Genomic DNA, 25,556 nt, shown 5'->3' with positions numbered 1-25,556 from the left:
GGGACCCTCCTCGTATGTGAGGCTGTGCCCATGGCCGTCGTCCGTGACCTGCGCGTCCTTCTGCGCTTCCAGGGCTTCCGCCGCCTGCTCGCCGTACGACTCCTCTCCCAGGGCGCGGACGGCGTCTACCAGGTCGCACTCGCCGCCTACGTCGTCTTCTCCCCGGAGAAACAGACCTCGGCCGGCTCGATCGCCTCCGCGATGGCGGTCCTGCTCCTCCCGTACTCCCTCATCGGCCCCTTCGCCGGCGTCCTCCTGGACCGCTGGCGCCGCCGCCAGGTCTTCCTCTACGGCAACCTGCTGCGCGCCCTGCTGGCCGCGGCCACCGCCGTCCTGATGGTGAGCCAGGTCCCGGACTGGCTCTTCTACGTCTCCGCGCTGTGCGTCACCGCCGTCAACCGCTTCGTCCTCGCCGGCCTGTCCGCCGCGCTCCCTCGCGTGGTCGACGACGAACGGCTCGTCCTCGCCAACTCCCTTTCCCCCACGGCCGGAACACTGGCGGCGACCGCGGGCGGCGGCCTCGCCTTCGTCGTCCGGCTGCTGGTCTCGGACACCGACGCCACGGTGGTTCTGCTGGGCGCCGCCCTGTACCTGTGCGCGGCCCTCGCCTCCTTGCGCATGGCCCCCGAACTCCTCGGCCCCGACCTCGCGTTGACCCGGCCCCGACTGGCGGCAGCCCTCGCCGGCACCGCCCAGGACCTCGGCGCGGCGCTACAGCATCTCGCCGCGCCGGAGCGCCGGGAGGCGGTCCGGGCGCTCCTCGCGATGACACTGATGCGGTTCTGCTACGGCGCCCTGACGGTCCTACTGCTGATGCTCTGCCGGTACGCCCTGTCGTCGACCCCGGACGACGGACTGCGCCTGCTGGGGCTGGCGTTGGGGGTTTCCGGCGCCGGCTTCTTCGTGGCGGCAGTGGTGACACCCTGGGCCGCCGGACGACTGGGCCCCGGCCGCTGGATCGCCGTGTGCGCAGCGGGCGCCGCGGTCCTGGAACCGGCCCTCGGCCTCGCGTTCAGCACCGCCCCGATGCTGGCGGCGGCCTTCGTCCTGGGCCTGACCACACAGGGCGCGAAGATCGCCACGGACACGATCGTGCAGTTCTCGGTCGAGGACGGGTTCCGCGGCCGGATCTTCTCCGTCTACGACGTCCTGTTCAACGTCGCCTTCGTCGGCGCGGCGGCGATGGCCGCCCTGGTACTGCCGCCGGACGGCCGCTCGGTGGCGCTGGTGGTCACGGTCGCCGTTATCTACTCGGCGGTTGCGGCGGCTATGGCCCACTTTGAGCGCCGGAGAGTGTCACATCACTGACACGGAGTCGATCCGGGGCGCAGCGGTGTCAGTGGGTGCCGGTAACTTACGTGCGTCTTACTTCGCACCATGCCGCGTGCCAAGCCGCGTCATGCGTCCACGTTCCAGGGGGGACTCCGAATGACAACTCCGCCGCCTCAGAGCCCGAACCCATACGCCCAGGGTCAGCAGCCCTACGGCGACCCTCAGGCGCAGGCCCCGTACCCGCCGCAGGGTCAGGCTCCGTATCCGCCGCAGGGCGGCTACCCGCAGCAGCCCGGCCAGCCCGGGTTCCCGCCGCAGGGCGCGGCTCCGTTCGCCCCGGTCCCGGCGCAGCCCAAGCGCCGCTTCAGCCCCAAGCTGATCCGGCTCGCCATCATCATCGTGATCGGTATCGGCGCGGCCATCTACGGCGTCATATCGAGCCAGAACGACCCCGACACCGCCAAGGTCGGCGACTGCATGCACCGCGGCAGCACCAGCGACACCAACCCGGACCTCAAGGTCGTGAAGTGCAGCGACGCGAAGGCCCAGTACCAGGTGCTGGCCAAGATCAGCGGAAACTACTCCGAGGCTGAGGCGCAGACCAAGTGCACGGCGGCCGCGAAGGACTTCCAGTACTCGTACACCGAGAGCGGTGACGGCAGCGACTTCCTGCTCTGCCTGAAGGACTACAAGAAGTAGGGCAGTTGTGGCGCGGGGCGGTGTCTCATGTTTCACGTGAAACACCGCCCCTGATGCTGTCCGGGGTCATGTTTCACGTGAAACATGACCCCGTTCCACGACCTCAGCTCTCCGAGGCCCACCACTCCTTGAGTGCGGCCACCGCCGCCTCATGCTCCATCGGCCCGTTCTCCAGCCGCAGTTCGAGCAGGAACTTGTAGGCCCGACCGATGACCGGCCCCGGAGTGACGCCCAGGATCTCCATGATCTGGTTGCCGTCGAGGTCGGGACGGATCGAGTCCAGCTCCTCCTGCTCCTGAAGCTGCGCGATGCGTTCTTCCAGCCCGTCATAAGCACGGGACAGTGCGGCAGCCCTGCGCTTGTTCCGTGTGGTGCAGTCCGAGCGGGTCAGCTTGTGGAGTCGGTCCAGGAGCGGCCCGGCGTCACGGACGTAGCGCCGGACCGCCGAGTCGGTCCACTCGCCGGTGCCGTAGCCGTGGAAACGCAGGTGGAGCTCGACAAGACGCGAGACGTCCTTCACCAGCTCGTTGGAGTACTTGAGTGCCAGCATGCGCTTCTTGGTCATCTTCGCCCCGACCACTTCGTGGTGGTGGAACGAGACCCGGCCGTCGTTCTCGAAGCGGCGGGTGCGCGGCTTGCCGATGTCGTGCAGCAGCGCGGCCAGCCGGAGGGTCAGGTCGGGACCGTTCTCCTCCAGTTCGATCGCCTGCTCCAGCACGATCAGCGTGTGTTCGTAGACGTCCTTGTGCCGGTGGTGCTCGTCGCTCTCCAAACGTAGGGCGGGCAGCTCGGGCAGGACATGGTCGGCGAGACCGGTGTCGACGAGCAGCGCCAGGCCCTTGCGGGGGTGCGCGGAGAGGATCAGCTTGTTCAGCTCGTCCCGCACCCGCTCCGCCGAGACGATCTCGATCCGCCCAGACATCTCCTTCATCGCCGCGACGACCTCCGGAGCGACCTCGAAGTCGAGCTGGGCGGCGAAGCGGGCCGCTCGCATCATCCGCAGGGGATCGTCCGAGAAGGACGCCTCGGGAGTACCCGGGGTACGCAGCGCCCGGGCCGCGAGGTCACCGAGACCGCCGTACGGATCGATGAACTCCTTCTCCGGAAGGGCGACAGCCATCGCGTTCACCGTGAAGTCGCGCCGGACGAGGTCCTCCTCAATGGAGTCGCCGTACGACACCTCGGGCTTGCGCGAGGTCCGGTCGTACGCCTCCGACCGATAGGTGGTCACCTCGATCTGGAAGCTCCGGTCGACGTCTCCGACGCGGGCGTCCTTCTGCACGCCCACCGTTCCGAAGGCGATCCCGACCTCCCAGACGGCGTCCGCCCACGGCCGGACGATCTTCAGTACGTCCTCGGGCCGCGCGTCCGTCGTGAAGTCCAGGTCATTGCCGAGCCGGCCGAGCAGCGCGTCGCGGACCGACCCACCGACCAGGGCGAGGGAGAACCCGCCCTCCTGAAAGCGGCGGGCGAGGTCGTCGGCGACGGGAGCCACCCGCAGCAGTTCGCTCACCGCGCGATGCTGCACCTGGCTCAGGGCACTGAGGTTGTCTTCGTTGGCGTTCGGCACAAGAAAAAAGGGTACGTGGCCTGGGCGACCCCCAGCGCCTCCATTAAACGCTCACGGACACATCCCGTGATATCAGTGCAAGCGCAGCCCTTACGACTTACCGGAGTGCTCCTCTTTATACGCACACATACAGGACGCGCCGATATCGATCTGCGATCTTGTGGAGCAGTCCGCGGCACTTCCCCTCAGCGCGCATCGTTACCATGCGTGGACGCACATTGCGACGACCACTGACGATGACGAGGGACGGGCGAGCGCGTGGCCGAGGCGGCAGACTTCCAGGGGACGTGTCCCTCACCTGCCCGCCGGTGGCTGCGGCGCACCGGCGCACTGCTCGCCGGGGCGCCTCTGCTGGCCGGCCTTCTCCAGATGTCCGTCGCCGCGCCCGCCGGGGCTGCCGAGCAGACCTCCGCACAGGCCGCCTCCGGCTCGCAGACGGTGTCCGTCTCCGTGGACACACTCACCCCCGGCATCCCCACGGACGGAGACACGCTGACCGTCTCCGGAACGGTGACGAACAACGGCAGGCAGGCGGTCACCGACGCCCATGTGGGACTGCGCCTGGGACAGGCGCTGAGCACCCGCTCGGCGATCGACAGCGTCGCGGGACGCGCCGGCTACGTCCAGGGTGTCGACGGCTCGGAGATCGACGACAAGTACACGCAGAAGTTCTCCAAACTCACTCCGGGCGTCGCCGAGCCCTTCACGCTCTCCGTGCCGGTCGACAAGCTGGACCTCGGCGACGACGGCGTCTACCCACTCGGTGTCTCGCTCTCCGGCCAGACCTCCGCCCAGCCGTGGGACCAGGTGCTGGGCATCCAGCGGACGTTCCTGCCGTGGCAGCCCGACGACGCGGACACGAAGACGAAGACGACGTTTCTGTGGCCGCTCGTCTCCACCGTCCACATGACGGCCCAGACGGGTTCCAACGAACAGCAGACGCCGGTCTTCCTGAACGACGACCTCGCCAAGGAGATCGCCCCGGGCGGCCGGCTTGAGCAGATGGTCTCCCTGGGCAAGGACCTCGACGTCACCTGGGTGATCGACCCGGACCTGCTGGCCTCCGTCGACGCGATGACCCGCAGCTACAAGATCCAGGGCGACGGCGACACCACCACGACCGGCACCCACCAGGCCGTCGCCAAGGCGTGGCTGGCCGAACTGCAGTCGGCGGTGGCGGACAAGGAGGTCGTCGCCCTCCCGTTCGCCGACCCGGACCTGGCGTCCCTCGCCCACAACGGCACCAGCGTCACCGGCTCGCTGAGCCACCTCAAGGACGCCACGGACGTCGCCGCGACCACCGTGGAAACGGTGCTTCACGTGACGCCGACCACCGACTTCGCGTGGCCGGTGAGCGGCGCCGTGGACCCGTCGATCATCAAGGTCGCCACCTCCGCCGGCGCCGACAAGGTGATCGCCCGCAGCGACAGCCTCCAGGAGACCGGCGGCCTGCCGTACACACCCTCCGCGGCCCGCCCCATCGGTGGCGGTACGACGGCGGTGGTCGCCGACGCGCGCCTTTCGACGGCGTTCGAGGGCGATATGACGAAGGCCGGGACGGCCACGCTCGCCGAGCAGCGGTTCCTGGCCCAGAGCCTGGCGCTGGACCTGCAGTCGGACAAGCAGCGCAGCATCGTCGTCGCCCCGCAGCGCATGCCGACCGCCAGCCAGGCCCAGGCGATGGCCGCGGCGCTGACAGCCCTTCAGGGCGGCACCTGGACCGAGTCGCAGGATCTCGCCGCGGCGGCCAAGGCCAAGCCGGACCCGGGTGCCACCACGAAGATCCCGTCGTCCTCCAGGTACCCCTCCTCGCTGCGCAAGCAGGAGCTGCCGAGGTCGGCCTTCGAGGAGATCGCGACCACGCAGGACAAGCTCGACAACTTCCAGGTGATCCTCACCAACGAGGCCCGTGTGGTGACCCCCTTCGGGCGGGCCATGAACCGCGAGATGTCCACGTCGTGGCGCGGCCGGGCGGGAGAGGCGGAGAACTTCCGCCAGGGCGTGCTGGGTTATCTCGACGACCTCATCGACCAGGTCAAACTGATCGACAAGTCCGAGACCAAGCTCTCGGGCCGCAGCGCCACGATCCCCGTGACCGTGCAGAACAACCTGGTGCAGGGCGTCGACCATCTGATCCTGCGCCTCACCTCGACGAACCCGACGCGCCTCAAGATCGGCGGCAAGGCCTACACGGAGCAGCAGGTCACGGTCAACGGCGGCCACAGCCAGTCGGTGAAGTTCACCACGACGGCCAACGCCAACGGCAAGGTGGGCGTGGTCGCCCAGCTGTACACGGAGGACGGCCAGGAGTACGGGCAGGCCGTCAACTTCGATGTGAAGGTCACCGAGGTCACCGCCACGGTGATGCTGGTCATCGGCGGCGGTGTCCTGCTGCTCGTCCTGGCCGGATTCCGGATGTACACGCACCGCAAACGAGCCGCCGCCCGCCAGGCCGAGGAGGAGGGTCCCGACGGGCCCGACGACGCGGCGGACGAAGCCCCGGAGGGCCCGGAGAACCCCGAGGGCCCGCAGGACCGTCTCCAGGAGGAGTCCGGCACTCCGTCCCGGGCAGACGACCCGGAGCACCCGAGTGACCCGACACCGGACACCGCACCGGAAAGCGCCGACCCGTCCGGCACGGGTGAGAGAGTGGACCGTTGAGCGATGTCGTGGCCGGTGGGCCCGGGGACGATGAGGTGGGGTAACCATGAACGCGCCGTACGACGGTGACCGCGGTCAGGGCGCGGGCAGCTCGGGCCACCCCGAGGGTCCGCCGCCCGAACACGGCCAGGTGCCGCCGCAGCCCCCCGCGGACATGTACCTCCAGGACGCCTACGACCAGGACCCCTACCGGGCGCAGGACCTCTCCGCCCAGGACCCGGTCGCCGAGGCGCTCTACGACCGCGCCGCACACCCTCCGCCGCCTCCGGGCACGTACCAGCCGCAGCCCCCGCTCTACGCCCAGCCGCCCCAGTCCCCGTACGCCCCCGACCCCCGCGTGTGGGCGCAGACCCCGGCGCCCGAGCCCGAAGGTCCGACCCAGTACCTGCCCTACGGCGACGACGCCCGCACGACCCAGTTCGTGGGCGTCGACGACCTGGTGACCGGGGCCGGCGAGGACCATCAGGAGCCGGACGCCTTCGCTCACCTCTTCCGGGACCAGGGCCAGGGCGGCGGACGCCCGTCGATGGATCCCCCCGGGGTTCCCGGCCCGTCCCCGGCACCGCCATCGGGCCAGGCACCCCTCGCGCCGACGCCGGCCGCTATGTCCGACGCCACGATGCAGCTCACCCCGACGGCACCCGCGCCGTCGGCCGCTCCCAAGAAGGGCGGGAAGGCCAGCGGGCTCCTGAAGTCGAGTGCCGTGATGGCGGCGGGCACGATGGTCTCCCGCCTCACCGGCTTCGTACGGTCGGCGCTGATCGTCTCGGCCCTGGGCACGGCACTGCTCGGTGACACCTTCCAGGTCGCCTACCAGCTGCCGACGATGATCTACATCCTGACCGTCGGCGGCGGGCTGAACTCCGTCTTCGTGCCGCAACTCGTGCGAGCCATGAAAGAGGACGACGACGGCGGAGAGGCGTTCGCCAACCGCCTGCTGACCCTGGTCGTCGTGGCGCTCGGCGCACTGACCGGGCTCGCGGTGCTCGCGGCACCCCTTCTGGTCCGCCTGCTGTCGAATCCGGTCGCCAGCGACCCCGCGGCCGACCATGTCGCCATCACCTTCACCCGCTACTTCCTGCCCTCGATCTTCTTCATGGGCATTCACGTGGTGATGGGCCAGATCCTCAACGCCCGGGGCAAGTTCGGCGCGATGATGTGGACCCCGGTCCTCAACAATGTCGTCATCATCGTGACGCTCGGCCTGTTCCTCTGGGTCTACGGCACCTCGGCGGACTCCGGCATGAAGGTCGACAACATCCCGCCGGAGGCCCAACGCCTCCTGGGTGTCGGTGTCCTCCTCGGTCTGGTCGTCCAAGCGCTGGCGATGATCCCGTACCTGCGCGAAACCGGGTTCAAGCTGCGGCTGCGATTCGACTGGAAGGGCCACGGCCTCGGCAAGGCGGCGATGCTCGCCAAGTGGACCGTCCTGTTCGTGCTCGCGAACCAGGCGGGTGCCCTCGTGGTCACCCAACTCGCCACCGCGTCCGTGGCGGACACGAACATCCCCGGAACCGGATTCAGCGCCTACGCCAACGCCCAACTCATCTGGGGTCTGCCGCAGGCCATCATCACGGTGTCCCTCATGGCCGCCCTGCTGCCCCGCATCTCGCGCTCGGCCGCCGAGGGCGACAGCGGAGCCGTCCGCGACGACATCTCCCAGGGGCTGCGCACAACCGCCGTCGCGATCGTGCCGATCGCCTTCGGTCTGCTCGCCCTCGGCATTCCGATGTGCACCCTGATCTTCGGCTCCTCGGGCACCAGCTCGGCCACGAACATGGGCTTCATGCTGATGGCCTTCGCCCTCGGCCTGATCCCGTACTCGGTGCAGTACGTCGTCCTGCGCGCCTTCTACGCCTACGAGGACACCCGGACGCCCTTCTACAACACCGTCATCGTCGCCGCGGTCAACGCGGGCGCCTCGGCGGTCTGCTTCTTCGTGCTCCCGGCCCGCTGGGCCGTGGTCGGCATGGCGGCCTCGTACGGCCTCGCGTACGCGACCGGTGTCGGTGTCGCCTGGAACCGGCTGCGCAAGCGGCTCAACGGCGACCTGGACGGCGCCCGGGTGCTGCGGACGTACGCTCGGCTCGGTATCGCCTCGGTGCCGGCCGCACTGCTCAGTGGTGCGGTCTGCTACGGGATCGGACATACGCTCGGCCAGGGTGTCGTCGGCTCGTTCGCCGCGCTTCTGGTGGGCGGTGCCGTACTGCTCGGAGTCTTCTACATCGCGGCCCGCCGCATGCGTATCGAGGAACTCAACTCCCTCGTCGGCATGGTGCGCGGGCGCTTGGGGCGCTGAGCCGGGGGCACATGCACAACCATCGTCCGCCGCTGTGTGTCGTGCATAGCGGCAGACTGTGGGCACAATTGGTTTCGGCGTCGGACAGCGTGCAACGGATGGGGAGGCAGGAGCGGCGGTGGCGGAACGGAGCACGGCTGCCGTCGACGTGGCAGACAACAGCGGCGACAAGCCGCTGACCGCCAAGGCGGACCAGTCCACGGCCGACGGGGTGGCCCAGAACCCGGAGCGGGACACGGACAGCGACGAGACACAGGGGAGCAGCGGGATCGAGGAAAGCGGGAAGGCCTCACCTCCCGAACTGCACAGCGGGCACAAGCTCGCCAGACGCTATCGCCTCGAAGAGTGCGTCACCCGTCTGGACGGCTTCAGCAGTTGGCGTGCGGTGGACGAGAAACTCCGCCGTGCCGTCGGTGTGCACATCCTGCCCGCGGACCATGCGCGGGCCCGCTCGGTGCTGGCCGCGGCCCGTTCCTCGGCGCTGCTGGGTGATCCCCGTTTCGTCCAGGTCCTGGACGCCGTGGAGGAGAACGACCTCGTCTACGTCGTGCACGAATGGTTGCCCGACGCCACGGAACTGACGGCGCTTCTGGCTCCTGCCCCGCTGGAGGCGCACGACGCCTACCAGATGGTCAGTCAGATCGCCTCGGCCATGGCCGCCGCCCACCGCGAGGGCCTCGCCCATCTGCGCCTGAACCCGAACGCCGTGCTGCGCACCTCGTCCGGACAGTGGCGCATCCGGGGCCTGGCCGTCAACGCCGCGCTGCGCGGCATCAGTTCGGACACCCCGCAGCGCACCGACACCGAGGCGATCGGCGCCCTGCTGTACGCCGCGCTCACCCAGCGCTGGCCGTACGAGAGCGACGCCTACGGCCTGTCCGGGCTGCCCAAGGGCGTCGGTCTCATCGCCCCCGACCAGGTGCGCGCAGGTGTCCACCGAGGTCTCTCGGAGCTCGCCATGCGGGCGCTCGCCAACGACGGTGCCACGGCTTCCCGGCACGAATCTGCGTGCACCACTCCGGAGGAGCTGGTGAAGGCGATCGGCGAGATGCCCCGCATCCGTCCGCCGGAGCCCGCGTTCACCGCGCCTCCCGAATACCAGCGCACGACCTACCAACAGGGCACGTACGGCCGCCCCGCCCCACGTCCCGGTGCCACCCAGGCGGTACCGACCCCGCCGCCCCCGTTGCAGAGCCGCACCGGCAAGGCACTCAAGTGGGCCGTGTCCGCGCTGCTGATCGCCGCGCTGGGCCTGGGCAGTTGGCAGCTCGCGGACGCTCTGATGGACCAGGGCAACAAGTCCGACGACACCAAGCAGACGCAGCCGACGGACGGGAACGACAAGAGCGGCGACAAGACCAAGCCGGTCAAGACGCTCTCCATCCAGGCCGCCCAGGAGTTCGTGGCGAAGGGCGACGCCCAGCACCCTAAAGACGTCGCCAAGACGTACGACGGCGACCCGTCGACGTACTGGCGGACCTCCAGCTTCATAGGGGGCCCGGTGCTCGCGCCGTACAAGCCGGGCGTGGGCATCGTCTACGACCTCGGTTCGGCGCAGAGCGTCTCCAAGGCGGCCATAGGGCTCTACTACAGCGGCGATCACACGACGGTGCAGCTGTACGCGGCCGACTCGCTGGCGCCCTCCTCCCTGGACTCCATGACGCAGATCGGCACCGTGACGACGACCGGGACCAGTGCGACGGTGAAGGTCACCAAGCAGGTGAAGACCCGGTACGTTCTTGTCTGGCTCACCGCTCTGCCCCACGCGGCGAGCGACCAGTACAGCGATGCCGGCTACAAGCAGGCCATCACCGACGTGAAGTTCACGGGCTGACGTCTCACCGGAGGGGGAGGGGGTCCGATGGCGGAAGGCGCCGGACACGACGGCATGAGCGATCAGGATCTGCTCGCCCGTCATGTCGAAGGCGACCCGGACGCCTTCGGTGAGCTCGTACGCCGACACCGGGACCGTCTCTGGGCCGTGGCCCTCCGCACGCTGGGCGACCGCGAGGAGGCCGCTGACGCGGTCCAGGACGCCCTGGTCTCCGCCTACCGAGCCGCCCACACCTTCCGCGGCCAGTCGGCCGTCACAACGTGGCTGCACCGGATCACCGTGAACGCCTGCCTGGACCGTGCACGCAAGGCCGCCTCCAGGAAAACGTCTCCGGTCGACGACACCGAGCGCCTCGAACAACTCCTGGAACCGCACGAGTCGGCCGCCGCCCCCGCGGAGCGCAAGGACCTGCACCGCCAGCTGCTGGAAGCCCTCGGCACCCTCCCGCCCGACCAGCGCGCCGCCCTCGTCCTCGTGGACATGCAGGGTTACCCGGTCGCCGAGGCCGCCCGCATGCTCGATGTGCCGACGGGCACGGTGAAGAGCCGCTGCGCACGCGGAAGAGCCAGGCTGCTTCCGCTCCTCACTCATCTGCGGCCGGAAAGAGCCGCTGACGACGAGGAACCGGACGCACGACGGAACCGGGCGCAGGGGACATCCGTCCCACCGGCAGCGGGACCATGCGAGTCGTCGGGTCCCAAGGATGCAGGGCCGAGCGATTCAGCTGCTGTGAAGGGCGGAGGTGGGCGAGCGTGACATCCACGGACATGGCCGGGCACCCGGACGTCGCGGAGATCTCCGACCTCACCGAGGGCCTCCTCCCGCCGGCCAGGACGACTGAGGTACAGCAGCATCTGGACGAGTGCGAGCTCTGTGCGGATGTCCTCGACTCGCTGGAGGGGATCCGAGGACTGCTGGGCACACTGCCCGGCCCACCGAGGATGCCCGCAGAGATCGCGACTCGTATCGACGCGGCCCTCGCCGCGGAGGCCCTGCTGGGTGCCACCGCCCCCGAGACCCTGGCCGCGCCCACCTTGGTGAGCGCGTCCCGATCCGTATCCGGCGAGGACACCGGGACGCATGTTTCACGTGAAACATCGCCTCAGGCGGACCGCCCGTCCGGACGTGCGCATGCGGCGACCGGTCCCGGACGCAAGGAGCGGAGTCGCGGCGGTCGTCGCGGGAGGATCGTCCTGGGAGCCGTGTTCACCGCGGCCATTCTCGGAGCCGGTTCTCTGTTCCTCCAGTCGCTGGGCGACCACAAGACGTCGGACGCAGCGCACGGGAACCCGACCAGCGCCGCGGACACCTTCTCGAAGGGGAAGCTGGAGAGCGAGGTCGCGGATCTTCTCTCCATGAAAACCGCCACGAGTCGGGGCGCCGACAGTGGAGGGTCCTGGAACGCCGCGACTGTGCCGGAGGACGGTACGAAGTCCTCCACCAAGACCCCCCAAACCCTGATCCAGCCCTCTGGCACCATCCCGAACTGCATCCGGCAGGGCATCAACCGCGGCAACGAAGATGTCCTCGGCGCCAAGAAGGGCACTTACAACGGGAAAGCCGCGTATCTCGTGGTGCTGCCCGATGCCTCCGACAGCACTCGGGTCACGGCGTATGTCGTCGACGCGGCCTGTGTCAGTGGGCAGACATCCGCCCCTGGCAAGGTTCTTCTGACGCAGTCGTACGCGCATCCCTGACCCCGGACGTCTCATCGCCGACCGGTGTGGCACTTCCCTCCTGTGTGCCGTCTCCGTGTGGCCGGACACACCGGGAATGCGGGCCCCGTAGGATCCGTTGGGTGGGGTGGAGGCTCTGACAGGGGCTCCCACCGGTCGTACTGACGCAGTCCAGAGACGAGGAACCAAGCCGTGAGCGACGTCCGAAACGTGATCATCATCGGCTCCGGGCCCGCCGGCTACACGGCGGCGCTCTACACCGCGCGCGCGTCGCTGAAGCCGCTGGTGTTCGAGGGCGCCGTCACCGCCGGTGGCGCGCTGATGAACACCACCGAGGTCGAGAACTTCCCGGGCTTCCAGGACGGCATCATGGGCCCCGAGCTCATGGACAACATGCGCGCCCAGGCCGAGCGGTTCGGCGCCGAGCTGATCCCGGACGATGTGGTCTCCGTCGACCTGACCGGTGAGATCAAGACCGTCACGGACACCTCGGGCACCGTGCACAAGGCGAAGGCCGTCATCGTCACCACCGGCTCGCAGCACCGCAAGCTGGGCCTTCCGAACGAGGACGCGCTCTCTGGCCGGGGTGTCTCCTGGTGTGCCACCTGCGACGGGTTCTTCTTCAAGGACCAGGACATCGCCGTCATCGGCGGCGGGGACACGGCGATGGAGGAGGCGACCTTCCTCTCCCGCTTCGCCAAGTCCGTGACGATCGTGCACCGCAGGGACAGCCTGCGTGCCTCCAAGGCGATGCAGGAGCGCGCCTTCGCCGACCCGAAGATCAAGTTCGTCTGGGACAGCGAGGTCGCCGAGATCGAGGGCGACCCGAAGCTGGCCAGCCTCAAGCTGCGCAACCTGAAGACCGGGGAGCTCTCGGACCTCGCGGTGACGGGTCTGTTCATCGCGATCGGCCACGACCCCCGCACGGAGCTCTTCAAGGGCCAGCTGGACTTGGATGGCGAGGGCTACCTGAAGGTCGAGGCACCCTCGACCCGGACCAACCTGACCGGTGTCTTCGGCGCCGGTGACGTTGTCGACCACACCTACCGCCAGGCGATCACCGCCGCCGGCACCGGCTGCTCCGCGGCTCTCGACGCCGAGCGTTTCCTCTCCGCCCTCGCGGACGAGGAGAAGGCAGAGCCCGCGAAGACCACCGTCTGACCCCCATCCGCCCCACCGCACGATCAAGTTAAGGAGCCCGCCGTGGCCGGCACTCTGAAGAATGTGACCGACGATTCCTTCGAGCAGGACGTCCTCAAGAGCGACAAGCCTGTCCTCGTGGACTTCTGGGCCGCCTGGTGCGGTCCGTGCCGTCAGATCGCTCCGTCCCTCGAAGCCATCGCCGCCGAGTACGGCGACAAGATCGAGATCGTCAAGCTCAACATCGACGAGAACCCGGGTACGGCCGCCAAGTACGGCGTGATGTCCATCCCGACCCTGAACGTCTACCAGGGTGGCGAGGTCGCCAAGACCATCGTCGGTGCCAAGCCGAAGGCCGCGATCGTCCGCGACCTTGAGGACTTCATCGCCGAGTAATGTTTCACGTGAAACATGGATGGGCCGACTCCCCGGAGTCGGCCCATTTGCTTTGGAGCTGCAGCTGTCCTTAGCCGCACCTAGAGGGGCCGCAGCGCTGGTTCCTTCTGTACGGCTCCCAACAGCCGGTCGAGCGCCAGCTCCACGTCCTCCTTCCAGGAGAGCGTTGTGCGCAGTTCCAGCCGCAGTCGTGGATGGGCCGGATGCGGGCGGACCGTCTTGAAACCCACGGCGAGCAGATGGTCGGCGGGCAGGATGCAGGAAGGCTCTTTCCAGCGGGTGTCACCGAAGGCCTCGATCGCCTTGAAGCCCCGCCGCAGCAGATCCTTGGCAACCGTCTGGACCATGACCCGGCCCAGTCCCTGTCCTTGATAGCCCGGCATGATGAACGCCGTCATCAGCTGTACGGCGTCCGGCGAGACCGGACTCGTGGGAAACGCCGTGGAGCGGGGAACGTAGGCAGGAGGCGCATAGAGCACGAAGCCCACGGGCACGTCATCGACGTAGACGACCCGCCCGCAGGAGCCCCAGTCCAGTAGGACGGCGGAGATCCAGGCTTCCTTCTCCAGGGCTGTCGTGCCCGCTCTTACCGCGGCCTGGCCGCTGACGGGGTCCAACTCCCAGAAGACGCACGACCGGCAACGCTGGGGAACGTCCGGGAGGTTGTCCAACGTGAGCGGTACGAGCCGACGCCCCATGAAGGCTGATCCTCGCTTCCTTCGCCCGCAGCGTCGCGGGCGGCTGTCAGAGCGCTGCGTTCCCTGAACAGGCTGCCGACGAACCCGCCGACCGCCCCCAGGCCCAGACCCACGCTCACCAGTCCGGTGCGGCTCACCGTTCGCATGGCCCCTGCCTCCCCTAAGAGGTGCTGCCAGGTGGATGCGCCATACCCGAACGCATCGTATCCATGATGCGATTCCATCGATACCGACAGAAAGCAAAGAGCGGGCCGTGTTCCGGTACACACCGGACACGGCCCGCTCTGCGAGTGGGACGAACGAAACCCATGCCGTGGCTGGACGGCTCAGGCTTCGTCCTCCGAGTCGTCGTCCAGCAGGCTTCGCTGCAGGACCGGCCCCTCACCCGGGGCCAGCGAGCCGAGGATCCGCTCAAGGTCCTCCATCGAGGCGAACTCGACAGTGATCTTGCCCTTCTTCTGCCCCAGGTCGACCTTCACCCGGGTCTCGAAGCGATCCGAGAGGCGCGTGGCGAGGTCGGACAATGCCGGGGAGACCAGGGCGCCGGCCCGCGGTCCCTTGGAGCGCTGAGCAGTCTGAGGGCGTGAACCCATCAGGGTCACGATCTCCTCGACCGCCCGAACGGAGAGCCCCTCCGCCACGATCCGGTGAGCCAGCCGGTCCTGCTCCTCCGAGTCGTCCACAGAGAGCAGTGCCCGGGCATGGCCGGCGGAGAGTACTCCGGCCGCGACCCGGCGCTGAACCGACGGCGAGAGCTTCAGCAGGCGCAGGGTGTTGGAGACCTGGGGGCGCGAACGCCCGATACGGTCCGCCAGCTGGTCGTGCGTGCAGTTGAAGTCCTTGAGCAGCTGATCGTAGGCAGCCGCCTCTTCGAGCGGGTTCAGCTGGGCGCGGTGCAGGTTCTCCAGGAGAGCGTCCAGGAGAAGCTTCTCGTCGTCCGTGGCCCGAACGATCGCCGGGATCGCATCGAGCCCTGCCTCGCGGCAGGCCCGCCAGCGCCGCTCGCCCATGATGAGCTCGTAGCGCGTCGGGGCGATCTGCCGGACGACGACGGGCTGGAGGAGGCCTACCTCCTTGATGGAGGTGACGAGCTCCTGCAGCGCGTCCTCGTCGAACACCTCACGCGGCTGGCGTGAGTTCGGCGTGATGGAGTCGAGGGGCAGCTCGGCGAAGTGGGCGCCAATGGGAGGCGCGAACGTCTCCACAGCGCCGTACGACGGCTCCTCTGTGTCGTAGGGGGCCGACGGCAGGGTGGTGACCTTCGCCGCGGCCACTCCTCGGTCGCCGGTGATGACCGGAACGGCCGCGGGGGACGCGGATGCGGTGCCGCCCCCCATGGCGGCCGGAGCCACCGTCTTCTCCCCGGTCGGGGCTGCGGGGATCAGTGCGCCGAGCCCACGGCCCAAACCCCTCCGTCGCTCGCTCACTGGATGCCCTCCACCATGCTCTGGTCGCTCTGTGCGCCGATGTGCGCGTGTGGTGCGTCGTAGCTGACGCCCACACCCTTCAGTGCGATTTCCCTTGCTGCTTCAAAGTAGGAGAGGGCACCGCTCGATCCGGGATCGTAGGTCAGTACCGTCTGCCCATAACTCGGCGCCTCGGAGATACGGACCGAGCGGGGAATGCTCGTCCGTAGCACCTCGTCGCCAAAGTGGCTGCGCACCTCGTCCGCGACCTGGGACGCGAGACGCGTCCGGCCGTCGTACATGGTGAGCAGGATGGTCGACACATGCAGGTTGGGGTTGAGGTGCCCCCGCACCAGGTCGACGTTGCGGAGCAGTTGTCCGAGGCCCTCCAGCGCGTAGTACTCGCACTGGATCGGGATGAGCACCTCCGCACCGGCAACCAGCGCATTGACCGTCAGCAGGCCGAGCGAGGGCGGACAGTCGATGAGGATGTAGTCCAGCGGCTGCTCGTAGGCCTGAATAGCTCGCTGCAGTCTGCTCTCCCTCGCCACGAGGGACACCAGCTCGATCTCCGCACCGGCGAGATCGATCGTGGCAGGGGCACAGAAGAGTCCCTCGACATCGGGAACCGGCTGAACAACCTCGGAGAGAGGCCTGCTGTCGACCAACACGTCATAGATGGAAGGGACTTCCGCGTGATGATCGATCCCCAGTGCTGTGGAAGCGTTGCCCTGTGGGTCGAGGTCTACCACCAGAACTCGGGCACCGTGCAGTGCCAGCGAAGCAGCAAGGTTGACGGTCGTCGTCGTCTTGCCCACCCCGCCCTTCTGGTTGGCGACAACCATGATTCGGGTCTGCTCAGGTCGTGGCAGGCCCTCGCCCGCACGACCTAGGGCTTCCACAGCCAGTTGGGCAGCACGACCGATGGGAGTGTCGTCCATAGGGGGTGGTGTTTCACGTGAAACATCCTCCCCCATCGACTCGGTACGGGGACCGGGGACCGGATCGGTCATCGGTCCCGCGATGTTGGCGTCGGACCGCAAGGATTCACTCTCCTCGACTTCAGGCTCGCAATGAACAGAGCCTCCCATGTCTTCAGGGTCGTGAACCAGTGAGGCCTGTTGTTCTGTGGAGAATTCCACCTCTGTGGACAACTCCGTGCCCTCTCCGAGTGATCCGAGAGGCTTCCGATCGCGGGGTTCGGCCGCGCGGCTGCGGCTGATGATGCCGTGGAGCAGTGAGCGACGTTTCACGTGAAACACGATGCACAGCAGCCGAGGCCGAACTGTCCGCGACACTCCGGCATGCGTAGGTTAGGCAGCTTGTGTGGAGTAAGTCTCGTCGTCAGGACGGATCAGCGACGACGGCGCGTCCGTCCGGTGCGAGCTGCCTTCGCACGTTTGGCGGCGAAGCGGACGCCACCGGGACTCTCCCCGACCTCGACACGCACGACCGTCGAGAGCGGATCCACGATGCCGTCGCCCACATGAAGGATGGACGTCTCCACAGCACCGAGTTTACTCAGGGCCGCTGCCGCCGCCTTGAGTTCTTCCTCGGCGGTGTCGCCCTTGAGGGCGAGCATCTCTCCATAGGGACGCAGCAACGGGATGCCCCAAGTGGCCAGTCGGTCCAGCGGTGCCACAGCCCGAGCCGTCACCACGTGGACGGGCTGCAACTTGCCCATAACCTCTTCGGCCCGCCCACGCACAACGGTCACATGGTCCAGGCCCAGCAGCTCGACGACCTCGGCGAGGAAGTTGGTCCGCCGCAGCAGGGGTTCCAGCAGCGTGATCTTCAGATCCTCCCGGACGAGCGCCAGGGGAATGCCCGGCAGGCCGGCCCCCGAACCGACGTCGCAGACGGTCACGCTCTCCGGCACGACCTCCGAGAGGACCGCACAGTTCAGGATGTGCCGTTCCCACAGGCGGGGCACCTCACGTGGGCCGATGAGACCCCGCTGCACACCCGCGTCGGCGAGCAGCTCGGCGTATCGGACCGCATCCTCGAAGCGATCGCCGAACACCTCGCGCGCCTGCTCGGGCGCAGGGGGAAGCTCCGCTGCCTCCGTCACGGGGGACCGTCCTTCCGTACCGCAAAAGCGCATGGGGCGCTGACCATCAGAACCACCAGAACTACAGGACTATCAGGCTGACAAAGTTCGGCCCCGTCTGCTCAACAGACGGGGCCGGTGGAACGTGGGGACAGATCAGGCGGGAAGTACGACGACGAAGCGCTGCGGCTCCTCGCCTTCCGACTCGCTGCGCAGTCCGGCGGCCTTGACGGCGTCGTGCACGACCTTGCGCTCGAACGGGGTCATCGGGTTCAGCTTTACCGGCTCGCCGGTGTTCTTCACATCGGCCGCGGTCTTGGCGCCCAGCTCCGAGAGCTCGGTCCGCTTCTTGGCCCGGTAGCCGGCGATGTCCAGCATCAGCCGGCTGCGGTCCCCGGTCTCCCGGTGGACGGCCAGGCGGGTGAGCTCCTGGAGTGCTTCCAGCACCTCACCGTCACGGCCGACGAGCTTCTGCAGGTCGCGGCCGCCGCTGTCGCTGATGATCGAGACAGCGGCGCGGTCGGCCTCGACATCCATGTCGATGTCGCCGTCGAGATCGGCGATGTCGAGCAGACCCTCAAGGTAGTCCGCCGCGATCTCGCCCTCCTGCTCCAGGCGGGACAGGGTGTCTGCACCCTCGGCAGCGGCGGAGGTGGTGGTGCCTTCCGTCACGGGATGGACTCCTTCTTACTTCTTGGACGGGGACTTGGGCCGCTGCGGACCCTTGCGCTGTCCGGACTGGGCCTTGCTGCGGGTACCGCCGGCGGGCTTCGGTGCGGCCTTCTTTGCAGCGGTGGCGGGCTTGGCGTCCTCGGGTTCGTCCGACTTGCTCAGCGAGGTCTTCGGCTCGGCTTCGTCGGCCGTGTCGCCGGCACTGCCGTCGGCCGCCTTCGCGGTGGTGGACTGGCGCTGGGACTTGGTCTGCCGCTTGGGCTGCTGGCGCCGGGGAGCGGCCGTGGTCGGCGTACCGTCCTCGGACTCCACCGCGGCCTCGCCCTTCACCACAGTCCCGTCGGCCTGGGCCACGAGGCCCACCTTGGTGAGACTGTTGATGAACTTGCGCTCGAACTCGTTGCGGTCACGGCCCTTGGAGACGATCGCCTTGACGATGGCCTTCTCACCCCGGCTGCGGGTCTTCTCGTGGTGCGTGACGTGCTTGGTCAGGCGCTCCAGGTAGGCGGCCTGGGCCTTGGAACCCGGGGTCGGGTTGTTCCGGATGACGTACATCTGCTGGCCCATGGTCCACACGTTGGTGGTCAGCCAGTAGACGAGGACACCGACGGGGAAGTTGATACCGAAGATGGCGAACATGACCGGGAAGACGTACATCAGCATCTTCTGCTGCTGCATGAACGGGGTCTTCACCGTGGTGTCGACGTTCTTCGTCATCAGCTGGCGCTGCGTGTAGAACTGCGACGCCGACATCATCACGATCATGATCGCGGTGACGACCCGGACGTCGGTCAGCGAGGCACCGAGCGCCGCGACCTTGCTGCTGCCGTCCGTGAACTTCGCGGCGAGCGGGGCGCCGAAGATGTGCGCCTTCTGGGCACTGGCCAGCAGGGACTCGTTGATCACGCCGATGGTCGAGTTCGACGCGATGCCGTTGAGCACGTGGTACAGCGCGAAGAAGAACGGCGACTGCGCCAGGATGGGAAGGCACGAGGAGAGCGGGTTGGTACCCGACTCCTTGTACAGCTTCATCATCTCTTCGGACTGACGCTGCTTGTCGTTCTTGTAGCGTTCCTGGATCTTCTTCATCTCGGGCTGCAGGGTCTGCATGGCCCGGGTCGCCTTGATCTGCTTCACGAAGAGCGGGATCAGACAGATGCGGATCAGGATCACCAGGGACACGATGGACAGGCCCCAGGCCCAGCCCGTGTCGGGACCGAAGACCTTCCCGTACACCGAGTGGAACTGGACGATGACCCAGGAAACGGGTGTCGTGATGAAGCTGAAAAGACTGGCAATCGTGTCCACTAATCATGCTCCTTGGGCATGGGACGGTGTCTCTGCGGCCGGGCTCGAAGGACTCAGCCCTTCAGTGGCCGTTTCGGCGGCGGAGGTCCCGCCCTTGTCTGCGCGCCGTGCGCCTCGCAGCATCTCGTGCCACCGCGGACGCTTGCGCGGCGGGACATGGTCCACACCGCCGAGCGACCACGGATTGCACCGCAGGATGCGCCAGGCCGTGAGCGCGGTGCCCTTGATCGCGCCGTGCCGGTCGATGGCCGTATAGCCGTAGTGGGAGCACGACGGGTAGTACTTGCACACCGGCCCGAGCAAAGGACTGATCGTCCACTGGTACAGCTTGATCAGTGCCAGTAGTGGGTACTTCATCGCGCGCCCCCTCCCAGCAGCCGCTGAACGGCGGCATCCAGGTCTTGGGCCAGCTGTGCATGGTCGGCGTCGCCCGCTCCGGGCAGCGCTCGTACGACTACCAGGCTACCGGGGGGAAACAGAGCGACTCGCTCACGCATCAGATGGCGAAGCCTGCGCTTCACTTTGTTCCGCACCACGGCGCCGCCCACTGCCTTGCTGACGACGAAACCCGCACGCGTCGGGGGAGCGCTCTCCCCTGGCGCGTGCGGGTCCGTGGCACCGCTACGAAAGTGGACGACGAGAAGCGGGCGGCCGGCCCGGCGACCCCGTCGTACCGCGGTCGCGAAGTCTTCGCGCCGCCTCAGCCGATGCTCGGTAGGCAGCACGACGTCATGACCTGATCGGGATCAGGCGGACAGGCTGGCGCGACCCTTGCCACGACGGTTCGCGAGAATCGCGCGACCGGCACGGGTACGCATCCGCAGGCGGAAGCCGTGGGTCTTGGCCCGACGACGGTTGTTCGGCTGGAAGGTGCGCTTGCTCACGAGGGGGCTCCAGAAATCATTCGGTGGTTGCGGGTGCCGTCCTGGCTGTCACCGTGCGCCCACGAGTAGCTCGCAGTAACGCCCGAGTGCACCGCTGACCGATCACCCACATGCGATCTGTGCCCATCGGAGGCAGGCGGCAGCAGCCATCGACAACTCGACCTGGTCACGGTACGCGGGGCTACGCCATCCGGTCAAACCAGCGGTCACAGCGAGACACTATCCACAGGCTGGGGACAACAACTTGAACCGCACCCGTCGCCCTGACTACCGTGGCCAGACTCCGATTCGTTCCTTTGTCCCCTGCCCCAACACGTTTTTCCCGAGCGCCCCACCCGATGTACATCCCGTCCCGTCCGCGAACCACACGTTCGTGGGACCCGTGAGAGAGCGTGCCCTGTGGCTGACGTACCTGCCGATCTTGCCGCAGTGTGGCCACGAGTGCTGGAGCAACTTCTCGGTGAGGGGCGTGGGCAGGGTGTCGAGACCAAGGACGAGCACTGGATCCGGCGCTGCCAGCCCCTGGCACTCGTCGCAGACACCGCCTTGCTCGCCGTACCGAACGAATTTGCGAAGGGCGTGCTCGAAGGCCGCCTCGCGCCCATCGTCAGCGAGACCCTGAGCCGCGAGTGCGGCCGGCCGATCCGTATCGCGATCACCGTCGACGACTCCGCCGGCGAGCCCCCGGGCCCGCCGGCGCCCCCCGCCCCGCCCCAGCGCCGCTACGAGGAGCCCGAGCAGAACCGGGACCCGTACGAGGGCGGCTACGGCCGTCATCGCGCCGAGCCGCTCCCGGGCGGCCCCGGCGACCAGCTGCCCACCGCCCGACCCGCCTACCCGTCGGAGTACCAGCGGCCCGAGCCCGGCGCCTGGCCGCGCCCGTCGCAGGACGACTACGGCTGGCAGCAGCAGCGGCTCGGCTTCCCCGAGCGGGATCCGTACGCGTCACCGTCCCAGGACCAGTACGCGCCGCCCGCACAGGACCAGTACGGCTCGCCGTCCTCGGACCAGTACGGAACACCGCCCCAGGACTCGTACAAGCCGCAGCAGGACCAGTACGCCCCGCCGACGCAGGACTACCGCCCGCAGTCGATGGAGCGTCCGTCGTACGAGCAGCAGCGCGCGGAGTACGAGCAGTCGCGGGCCGAGTACGAGAAGTCCCGCGCGGAGTACAACCAGCGCGACGCGCGCCGCGATCTGTCCGACTCGCGCTCGTCGTCGAACTCCGGCCATGTGCACCGCGGCGGCCCGGGGTCGCCCGGTCCGCTGGGCTCGAAGCCCGCGCCGGCGGCCGGCCCGGGTGAGCCGACCGCGCGCCTGAACCCGAAGTACCTGTTCGACACGTTCGTCATCGGCGCCTCGAACCGCTTCGCGCACGCGGCCGCGGTCGCCGTCGCCGAGGCGCCCGCGAAGGCCTACAACCCCCTTTTCATCTATGGGGAGTCGGGGCTCGGCAAGACGCACCTGCTGCACGCGATCGGGCACTACGCGCGGAGCCTCTACCCGGGCACGCGGGTGCGGTACGTGAGCTCGGAGGAGTTCACCAACGAGTTCATCAACTCCATCCGCGACGGCAAGGGCGACAGCTTCCGCAAGCGGTACCGCGAGATGGACATCCTTCTTGTCGACGACATCCAGTTCCTCGCGGACAAGGAGTCGACGCAGGAGGAGTTCTTCCACACCTTCAACACGCTCCACAACGCGAACAAGCAGATCGTGCTCTCCAGCGACCGGCCGCCGAAGCAGCTGGTCACGCTGGAGGACCGGCTGCGGAACCGCTTCGAGTGGGGACTGATCACCGACGTCCAGCCGCCCGAGCTGGAGACCCGTATCGCCATCCTTCGTAAGAAGGCGGTGCAGGAGCAGCTCAACGCCCCGCCGGAGGTGCTGGAGTTCATCGCCTCCCGCATCTCGCGCAACATCCGCGAGCTGGAGGGGGCGCTGATCCGGGTGACGGCGTTCGCGTCGCTCAACCGGCAGCCGGTGGACCTCGGTCTCACCGAGATCGTCCTCAAGGACCTCATCCCCGGCGGCGAGGACTCGACCCCGGAGATCACCGCGACGGCGATCATGGGAGCGACCGCCGACTACTTCGGGATCACGGTCGAGGACCTGTGCGGCAGTTCGCGCGGGCGCCAGCTGGTCACGGCCCGGCAGATCGCCATGTACGTGTGCCGCGAACTGACCGACCTCTCCCTGCCGAAGATCGGCGCGCAGTTCGGCGGCCGCGACCACACCACCGTCATGCACGCCGACCGCAAGATCCGCGCGCTGATGGCCGAGCGCCGCTCCATCTACAACCAGGTCACCGAACTGACCAACCGCATCAAGAACGGCTGACAGCAGCGCAGTTACGACGCCGAGGGGCGCCCAGGGATCTCTCCCGGGGCGCCCTTCGTCATGCCTGGAGACGACTCCTGAGCCGACTCCAGGGGCTTCTGGCGCCCGTCCCGGACGTGTCCGCCGCCCATCCACAGCTGTGCACAGACCACCCGCTGTTCGAATACCTGCCGGGTTACGGCCGCCCTCCACAGATTTGGTGACTTTCTTCCGTCCACATCCTGGGGACCGCCAAGTTGTCCAGATCGTGTCCACAGGCATCGTGGGTGGGAGATCATCGGTCCAGGTCAGGTGCTTGTGGATTCGTGGACAAAAGATCTCCACAGGCTGTGGACAAATCCGTGATCCACAGGCTGGGGACGGAGTTGTCCACCGACAACCCACAGGCTGGGGGTGGTTGTCCCCAGCGATCCCCAGCTTCTCCACACGGCTGTCCACTGTTCGGCAACGCGACGCGCCATCTCACCGTGTCGAGTGAAAGGCGTCACACGAAGGTGCCGGGTTGGGCTGTGGGAAAGGTGGGTAAAGCTGGGGACGGCGCTGGGGAGAAGTGGCCCTCGGCTGTGCATGGGGTGTGCAGAACTTTCCGTTCTCCACAGAAACCCGAGGTTGTCCACCGTCGTCACCCACAGGGCCGGTGGACAAAATTCCCGCTCTGAGCTGGGAAAACGGGGTTATCCACGGTATCCACAGCCCCTACTACTACTAGCAACTAGAGAGAGCTGGGAAACCGTTTCGAAGCGGGGCCTGTGCACAACTCGCGCTTCGTCGCCCGACCGCCCCTCGTCACGACTTGACCCCGAGAGGCACCTACTGTCAGTGCCGTGCGTCAGACTGTTCCCGGTGTCCTTCCCCTCACAGGGACCGACCACACCGAGACAGACGACGAAGCCAGGCAGGCCTAGAAGCGCCGGCAACAGCAGGAGGCGGCAACAGTGAAGATCCGGGTGGAACGCGACGTACTCGCGGAGGCAGTTGCCTGGGCGGCACGCAGCCTCCCGGCCCGTCCGCCGGCGCCGGTCCTCGCCGGCCTCCTGCTGAAGTCCGAGGAGGGGCAGCTGAGCCTGTCCAGCTTCGACTACGAGGTCTCCGCGCGCGTGTCGGTCGACGCGGAGGTCGAGGAAGAGGGCACCGTCCTCGTCTCCGGCCGACTGCTCGCCGACATCTGCCGCGCCCTTCCCAACCGGCCGGTGGAGATTTCCACAGACGGTGTACGGGCGACGGTGGTCTGCGGCTCCTCCCGCTTCACCCTGCACACACTGCCTGTGGAGGAGTACCCGGCGCTGCCGCAGATGCCGGGCGCGACCGGCACCGTCCCCGGTGAGGTGTTCGCCTCGGCCGCCGCCCAGGTGGCCATCGCCGCCGGGCGCGACGACACGCTGCCCGTCCTCACCGGTGTGCGCATCGAGATCGAGGGCGACACGGTGACGCTGGCGTCCACCGACCGCTACCGCTTCGCGGTCCGCGAGTTCCTGTGGAAGCCGGAGAACCCGGAGGCGTCCGCGGTCGCCCTGGTGCCCGCCAAGACGCTCCTGGACACCGCCAAGGCCCTCACGAGCGGCGACAGCGTGATCCTGGCGCTCTCCGGCTCGGGCGCGGGCGAGGGCCTCATCGGCTTCGAGGGCGCCGGCCGTCGTACGACGACCCGCCTCCTGGAGGGCGACCTCCCGAAGTACCGCTCGCTGTTCCCGACGGAGTTCAACTCCATCGCCGTGATCGAGACCGCCCCCTTCGTGGAGGCCGTCAAGCGCGTGGCCCTGGTCGCCGAGCGCAACACCCCGGTGCGGCTGAGCTTCGAGCAGGGCGTACTGATCCTGGAGGCCGGTTCCAGCGACGACGCACAGGCTGTGGAGCGGGTCGACGCGAATCTTGAGGGCGACGACGTGTCGATCGCCTTCAACCCGACGTTCCTGCTGGACGGCCTGAGCGCCATCGACTCCCCGGTGGCCCAGCTGTCCTTCACGACCTCCACCAAGCCCGCGCTGCTCAGCGGCAAGCCCGCCCTGGACGCCGAGGCGGACGAGGCCTACAAGTACCTGATCATGCCGGTCCGCCTCAGCGGCTGACCCGATCCGACGAGAACACCGCAGGTCGGGGCATACGGCCGGGTACTTCTGAGCGCGTATGCCCACAGGTGTGCATGACCGTCCGGGTTTAGGCTCGGACACAGGTACGCAAGTGCCCTCATGCCACGTCGCACCCTAAGGAACAACTGATGGAGCTCGGTCTCGTCGGCCTCGGCAAGATGGGCGGCAACATGCGCGAGCGCATCCGCCGCGCAGGCCACACCGTCATCGGATACGACCGCAACCCGGACCTCGCCGACGTCCACAGCCTGGGCGAGCTTGTGGACAGGCTCAAAGGTCCCCGCGTCGTGTGGGTGATGGTGCCGGCCGGTGCCGCCACCCAGTCGACCGTCGACGAGTTGGGCGAGCTGCTGGAGCCCGGCGACGTGGTCGTGGACGGCGGCAACTCGCGGTGGACGGACGACGAGAAGCACGCCGAGGAGCTGGGCGCCAAGGGCATCGGCTTCGTCGACGCGGGCGTCTCCGGCGGCGTGTGGGGCCTGACGAACGGCTACGCCCTGATGGTCGGCGGCGACCCCGAGAACATCGCCAAGGTGCAGCCCGTCTTCGACGCTCTGAAGCCCG

22 protein-coding genes are annotated in these 25,556 nt (G+C 68.1%); 12 read left to right on the top strand and 10 right to left on the bottom strand.

Features of this window, described 5'->3' with window-relative positions; genetic code table 11:
- Positions 1–30 precede the first annotated feature (30 nt).
- Positions 31–1,308: an MFS transporter gene (locus ACWDEW_RS11920; protein WP_450511970.1), complete on the top strand. Its 1,278-nt coding sequence runs from the start codon at positions 31–33 to the stop codon at positions 1,306–1,308.
- Between the two features lie 120 nt (positions 1,309–1,428).
- On the top strand, positions 1,429–1,971 hold the full coding sequence (locus tag ACWDEW_RS11915) for an LppU/SCO3897 family protein (protein WP_450511968.1): 543 nt from the start codon (positions 1,429–1,431) through the stop codon (positions 1,969–1,971).
- A gap of 103 nt (positions 1,972–2,074) precedes the next feature.
- On the opposite strand, the gene ACWDEW_RS11910 is transcribed toward ACWDEW_RS11915, so the two are convergent.
- On the bottom strand, positions 2,075–3,541 hold the full coding sequence (locus ACWDEW_RS11910) for a CCA tRNA nucleotidyltransferase (protein WP_450511966.1): 1,467 nt from the start codon (positions 3,539–3,541) through the stop codon (positions 2,075–2,077).
- 258 nt (positions 3,542–3,799) lie between these two features.
- Here ACWDEW_RS11910 and ACWDEW_RS11905 point away from each other — a divergent pair, with 258 nt between their 5' ends.
- From ACWDEW_RS11905 to trxA, 7 genes are all read left to right on the top strand, one after another.
- The gene (locus ACWDEW_RS11905) at positions 3,800–6,202 is read left to right on the top strand and encodes a DUF6049 family protein (RefSeq protein WP_450511964.1); all 2,403 of its coding nucleotides are present in this window, start codon (positions 3,800–3,802) and stop codon (positions 6,200–6,202) included.
- 46 nt (positions 6,203–6,248) lie between these two features.
- The gene (murJ, locus tag ACWDEW_RS11900; RefSeq protein ID WP_450511962.1) at positions 6,249–8,501 is read left to right on the top strand and encodes a murein biosynthesis integral membrane protein MurJ; all 2,253 of its coding nucleotides are present in this window, start codon (positions 6,249–6,251) and stop codon (positions 8,499–8,501) included.
- A 118-nt stretch (positions 8,502–8,619) separates the two neighbouring features.
- Positions 8,620–10,335 (top strand): serine/threonine protein kinase, encoded by a 1,716-nt coding sequence (locus ACWDEW_RS11895; protein ID WP_450511960.1) that lies wholly within the window; start codon positions 8,620–8,622, stop codon positions 10,333–10,335.
- A 27-nt stretch (positions 10,336–10,362) separates the two neighbouring features.
- A complete protein-coding gene (gene sigM / locus ACWDEW_RS11890; RefSeq protein ID WP_450511959.1) occupies positions 10,363–11,091 on the top strand; it encodes an RNA polymerase sigma factor SigM in 729 nt (242 codons plus the stop codon).
- Positions 11,092–11,102: 11 nt separating this feature from the next.
- Positions 11,103–12,032, top strand: coding sequence for an anti-sigma factor family protein (locus tag ACWDEW_RS11885; protein WP_450512430.1), 930 nt, complete (start codon positions 11,103–11,105; stop codon positions 12,030–12,032).
- Between the two features lie 171 nt (positions 12,033–12,203).
- Positions 12,204–13,172, top strand: a complete 969-nt coding sequence (gene trxB, locus ACWDEW_RS11880; RefSeq protein WP_450511957.1) for a thioredoxin-disulfide reductase — start codon at positions 12,204–12,206, stop codon at positions 13,170–13,172.
- A gap of 42 nt (positions 13,173–13,214) precedes the next feature.
- Complete coding sequence (gene trxA / locus ACWDEW_RS11875) at positions 13,215–13,547, top strand: thioredoxin (protein ID WP_007383275.1); 333 nt, start codon at positions 13,215–13,217, stop codon at positions 13,545–13,547.
- Between the two features lie 80 nt (positions 13,548–13,627).
- On the opposite strand, the gene ACWDEW_RS11870 is transcribed toward trxA, so the two are convergent.
- The 9 genes from ACWDEW_RS11870 to rpmH all read right to left on the bottom strand — a co-directional run bounded on the left by ACWDEW_RS11870 (position 13,628) and on the right by rpmH (position 20,565).
- Positions 13,628–14,245 carry a GNAT family N-acetyltransferase gene (locus ACWDEW_RS11870; RefSeq protein WP_450511955.1) on the bottom strand — a complete coding sequence of 206 codons (618 nt, stop codon included), beginning with the start codon at positions 14,243–14,245 and terminating at the stop codon, positions 13,628–13,630.
- 326 nt (positions 14,246–14,571) lie between these two features.
- Positions 14,572–15,672: a ParB/RepB/Spo0J family partition protein gene (locus tag ACWDEW_RS11865; RefSeq protein WP_450511954.1), complete on the bottom strand. Its 1,101-nt coding sequence runs from the start codon at positions 15,670–15,672 to the stop codon at positions 14,572–14,574.
- Positions 15,669–16,742, bottom strand: coding sequence for a ParA family protein (locus ACWDEW_RS11860; RefSeq protein ID WP_078532690.1), 1,074 nt, complete (start codon positions 16,740–16,742; stop codon positions 15,669–15,671). Before ACWDEW_RS11860 ends, ACWDEW_RS11865 begins: the two co-directional genes overlap by 4 nt.
- Positions 16,743–17,005: 263 nt before the next feature.
- Positions 17,006–17,722, bottom strand: coding sequence for a 16S rRNA (guanine(527)-N(7))-methyltransferase RsmG (rsmG, locus tag ACWDEW_RS11855; protein ID WP_450511952.1), 717 nt, complete (start codon positions 17,720–17,722; stop codon positions 17,006–17,008).
- Between the two features lie 135 nt (positions 17,723–17,857).
- Positions 17,858–18,373: a Jag family protein gene (locus ACWDEW_RS11850; RefSeq protein WP_019073357.1), complete on the bottom strand. Its 516-nt coding sequence runs from the start codon at positions 18,371–18,373 to the stop codon at positions 17,858–17,860.
- Positions 18,374–18,388: 15 nt separating this feature from the next.
- Positions 18,389–19,681 (bottom strand): membrane protein insertase YidC, encoded by a 1,293-nt coding sequence (gene yidC / locus ACWDEW_RS11845; RefSeq protein WP_450511950.1) that lies wholly within the window; start codon positions 19,679–19,681, stop codon positions 18,389–18,391.
- A gap of 3 nt (positions 19,682–19,684) precedes the next feature.
- Entirely contained in the window at positions 19,685–20,038 is a 354-nt protein-coding gene (gene yidD, locus ACWDEW_RS11840; protein ID WP_019073355.1) for a membrane protein insertion efficiency factor YidD, read from the bottom strand.
- Entirely contained in the window at positions 20,035–20,406 is a 372-nt protein-coding gene (gene rnpA / locus ACWDEW_RS11835) for a ribonuclease P protein component (RefSeq protein ID WP_078532680.1), read from the bottom strand. The genes yidD and rnpA overlap by 4 nt, the downstream gene beginning before the upstream one ends.
- Before the next feature lie 21 nt (positions 20,407–20,427).
- Entirely contained in the window at positions 20,428–20,565 is a 138-nt protein-coding gene (gene rpmH / locus ACWDEW_RS11830; protein WP_006381191.1) for a 50S ribosomal protein L34, read from the bottom strand.
- Between the two features lie 399 nt (positions 20,566–20,964).
- Here rpmH and dnaA point away from each other — a divergent pair, with 399 nt between their 5' ends.
- The 3 genes from dnaA to ACWDEW_RS11815 form a co-directional block, all read left to right on the top strand.
- Positions 20,965–22,905, top strand: a complete 1,941-nt coding sequence (dnaA, locus tag ACWDEW_RS11825) for a chromosomal replication initiator protein DnaA (protein WP_450511948.1) — start codon at positions 20,965–20,967, stop codon at positions 22,903–22,905.
- A gap of 935 nt (positions 22,906–23,840) precedes the next feature.
- Positions 23,841–24,971 carry a DNA polymerase III subunit beta gene (gene dnaN / locus ACWDEW_RS11820; RefSeq protein WP_019073352.1) on the top strand — a complete coding sequence of 377 codons (1,131 nt, stop codon included), beginning with the start codon at positions 23,841–23,843 and terminating at the stop codon, positions 24,969–24,971.
- A 149-nt stretch (positions 24,972–25,120) separates the two neighbouring features.
- Positions 25,121–25,556, top strand: a 436-nt coding sequence (locus ACWDEW_RS11815; RefSeq protein WP_450511945.1) for an NAD(P)-binding domain-containing protein, incomplete at its 3' end; no start/stop codon positions are given.

It is taken from the genome of Streptomyces sp. NPDC001100, from assembly GCF_053598575.1.
This window is presented reverse-complemented; position numbering and strand designations above follow the sequence as displayed.

Excerpts from the sequence above, each read along its gene's own strand:
- ACWDEW_RS11920 (WP_450511970.1), top strand. The coding sequence starts at position 31 with ATGGCCGTCGTCCGTGACCTGCGCGTCCTTCTGCGCTTCCAGGGCTTC.
- ACWDEW_RS11915 (WP_450511968.1), top strand. The coding sequence starts at position 1,429 with ATGACAACTCCGCCGCCTCAGAGCCCGAACCCATACGCCCAGGGTCAG.
- murJ (WP_450511962.1), top strand. The coding sequence starts at position 6,249 with ATGAACGCGCCGTACGACGGTGACCGCGGTCAGGGCGCGGGCAGCTCG.
- sigM (WP_450511959.1), top strand. The coding sequence starts at position 10,363 with ATGGCGGAAGGCGCCGGACACGACGGCATGAGCGATCAGGATCTGCTC.
- ACWDEW_RS11885 (WP_450512430.1), top strand. The coding sequence starts at position 11,103 with ATGGCCGGGCACCCGGACGTCGCGGAGATCTCCGACCTCACCGAGGGC.
- ACWDEW_RS11870 (WP_450511955.1), bottom strand. The coding sequence starts at position 14,245 with ATGGGGCGTCGGCTCGTACCGCTCACGTTGGACAACCTCCCGGACGTT.
- ACWDEW_RS11860 (WP_078532690.1), bottom strand. The coding sequence starts at position 16,742 with ATGGGAGGCTCTGTTCATTGCGAGCCTGAAGTCGAGGAGAGTGAATCC.
- yidD (WP_019073355.1), bottom strand. The coding sequence starts at position 20,038 with ATGAAGTACCCACTACTGGCACTGATCAAGCTGTACCAGTGGACGATC.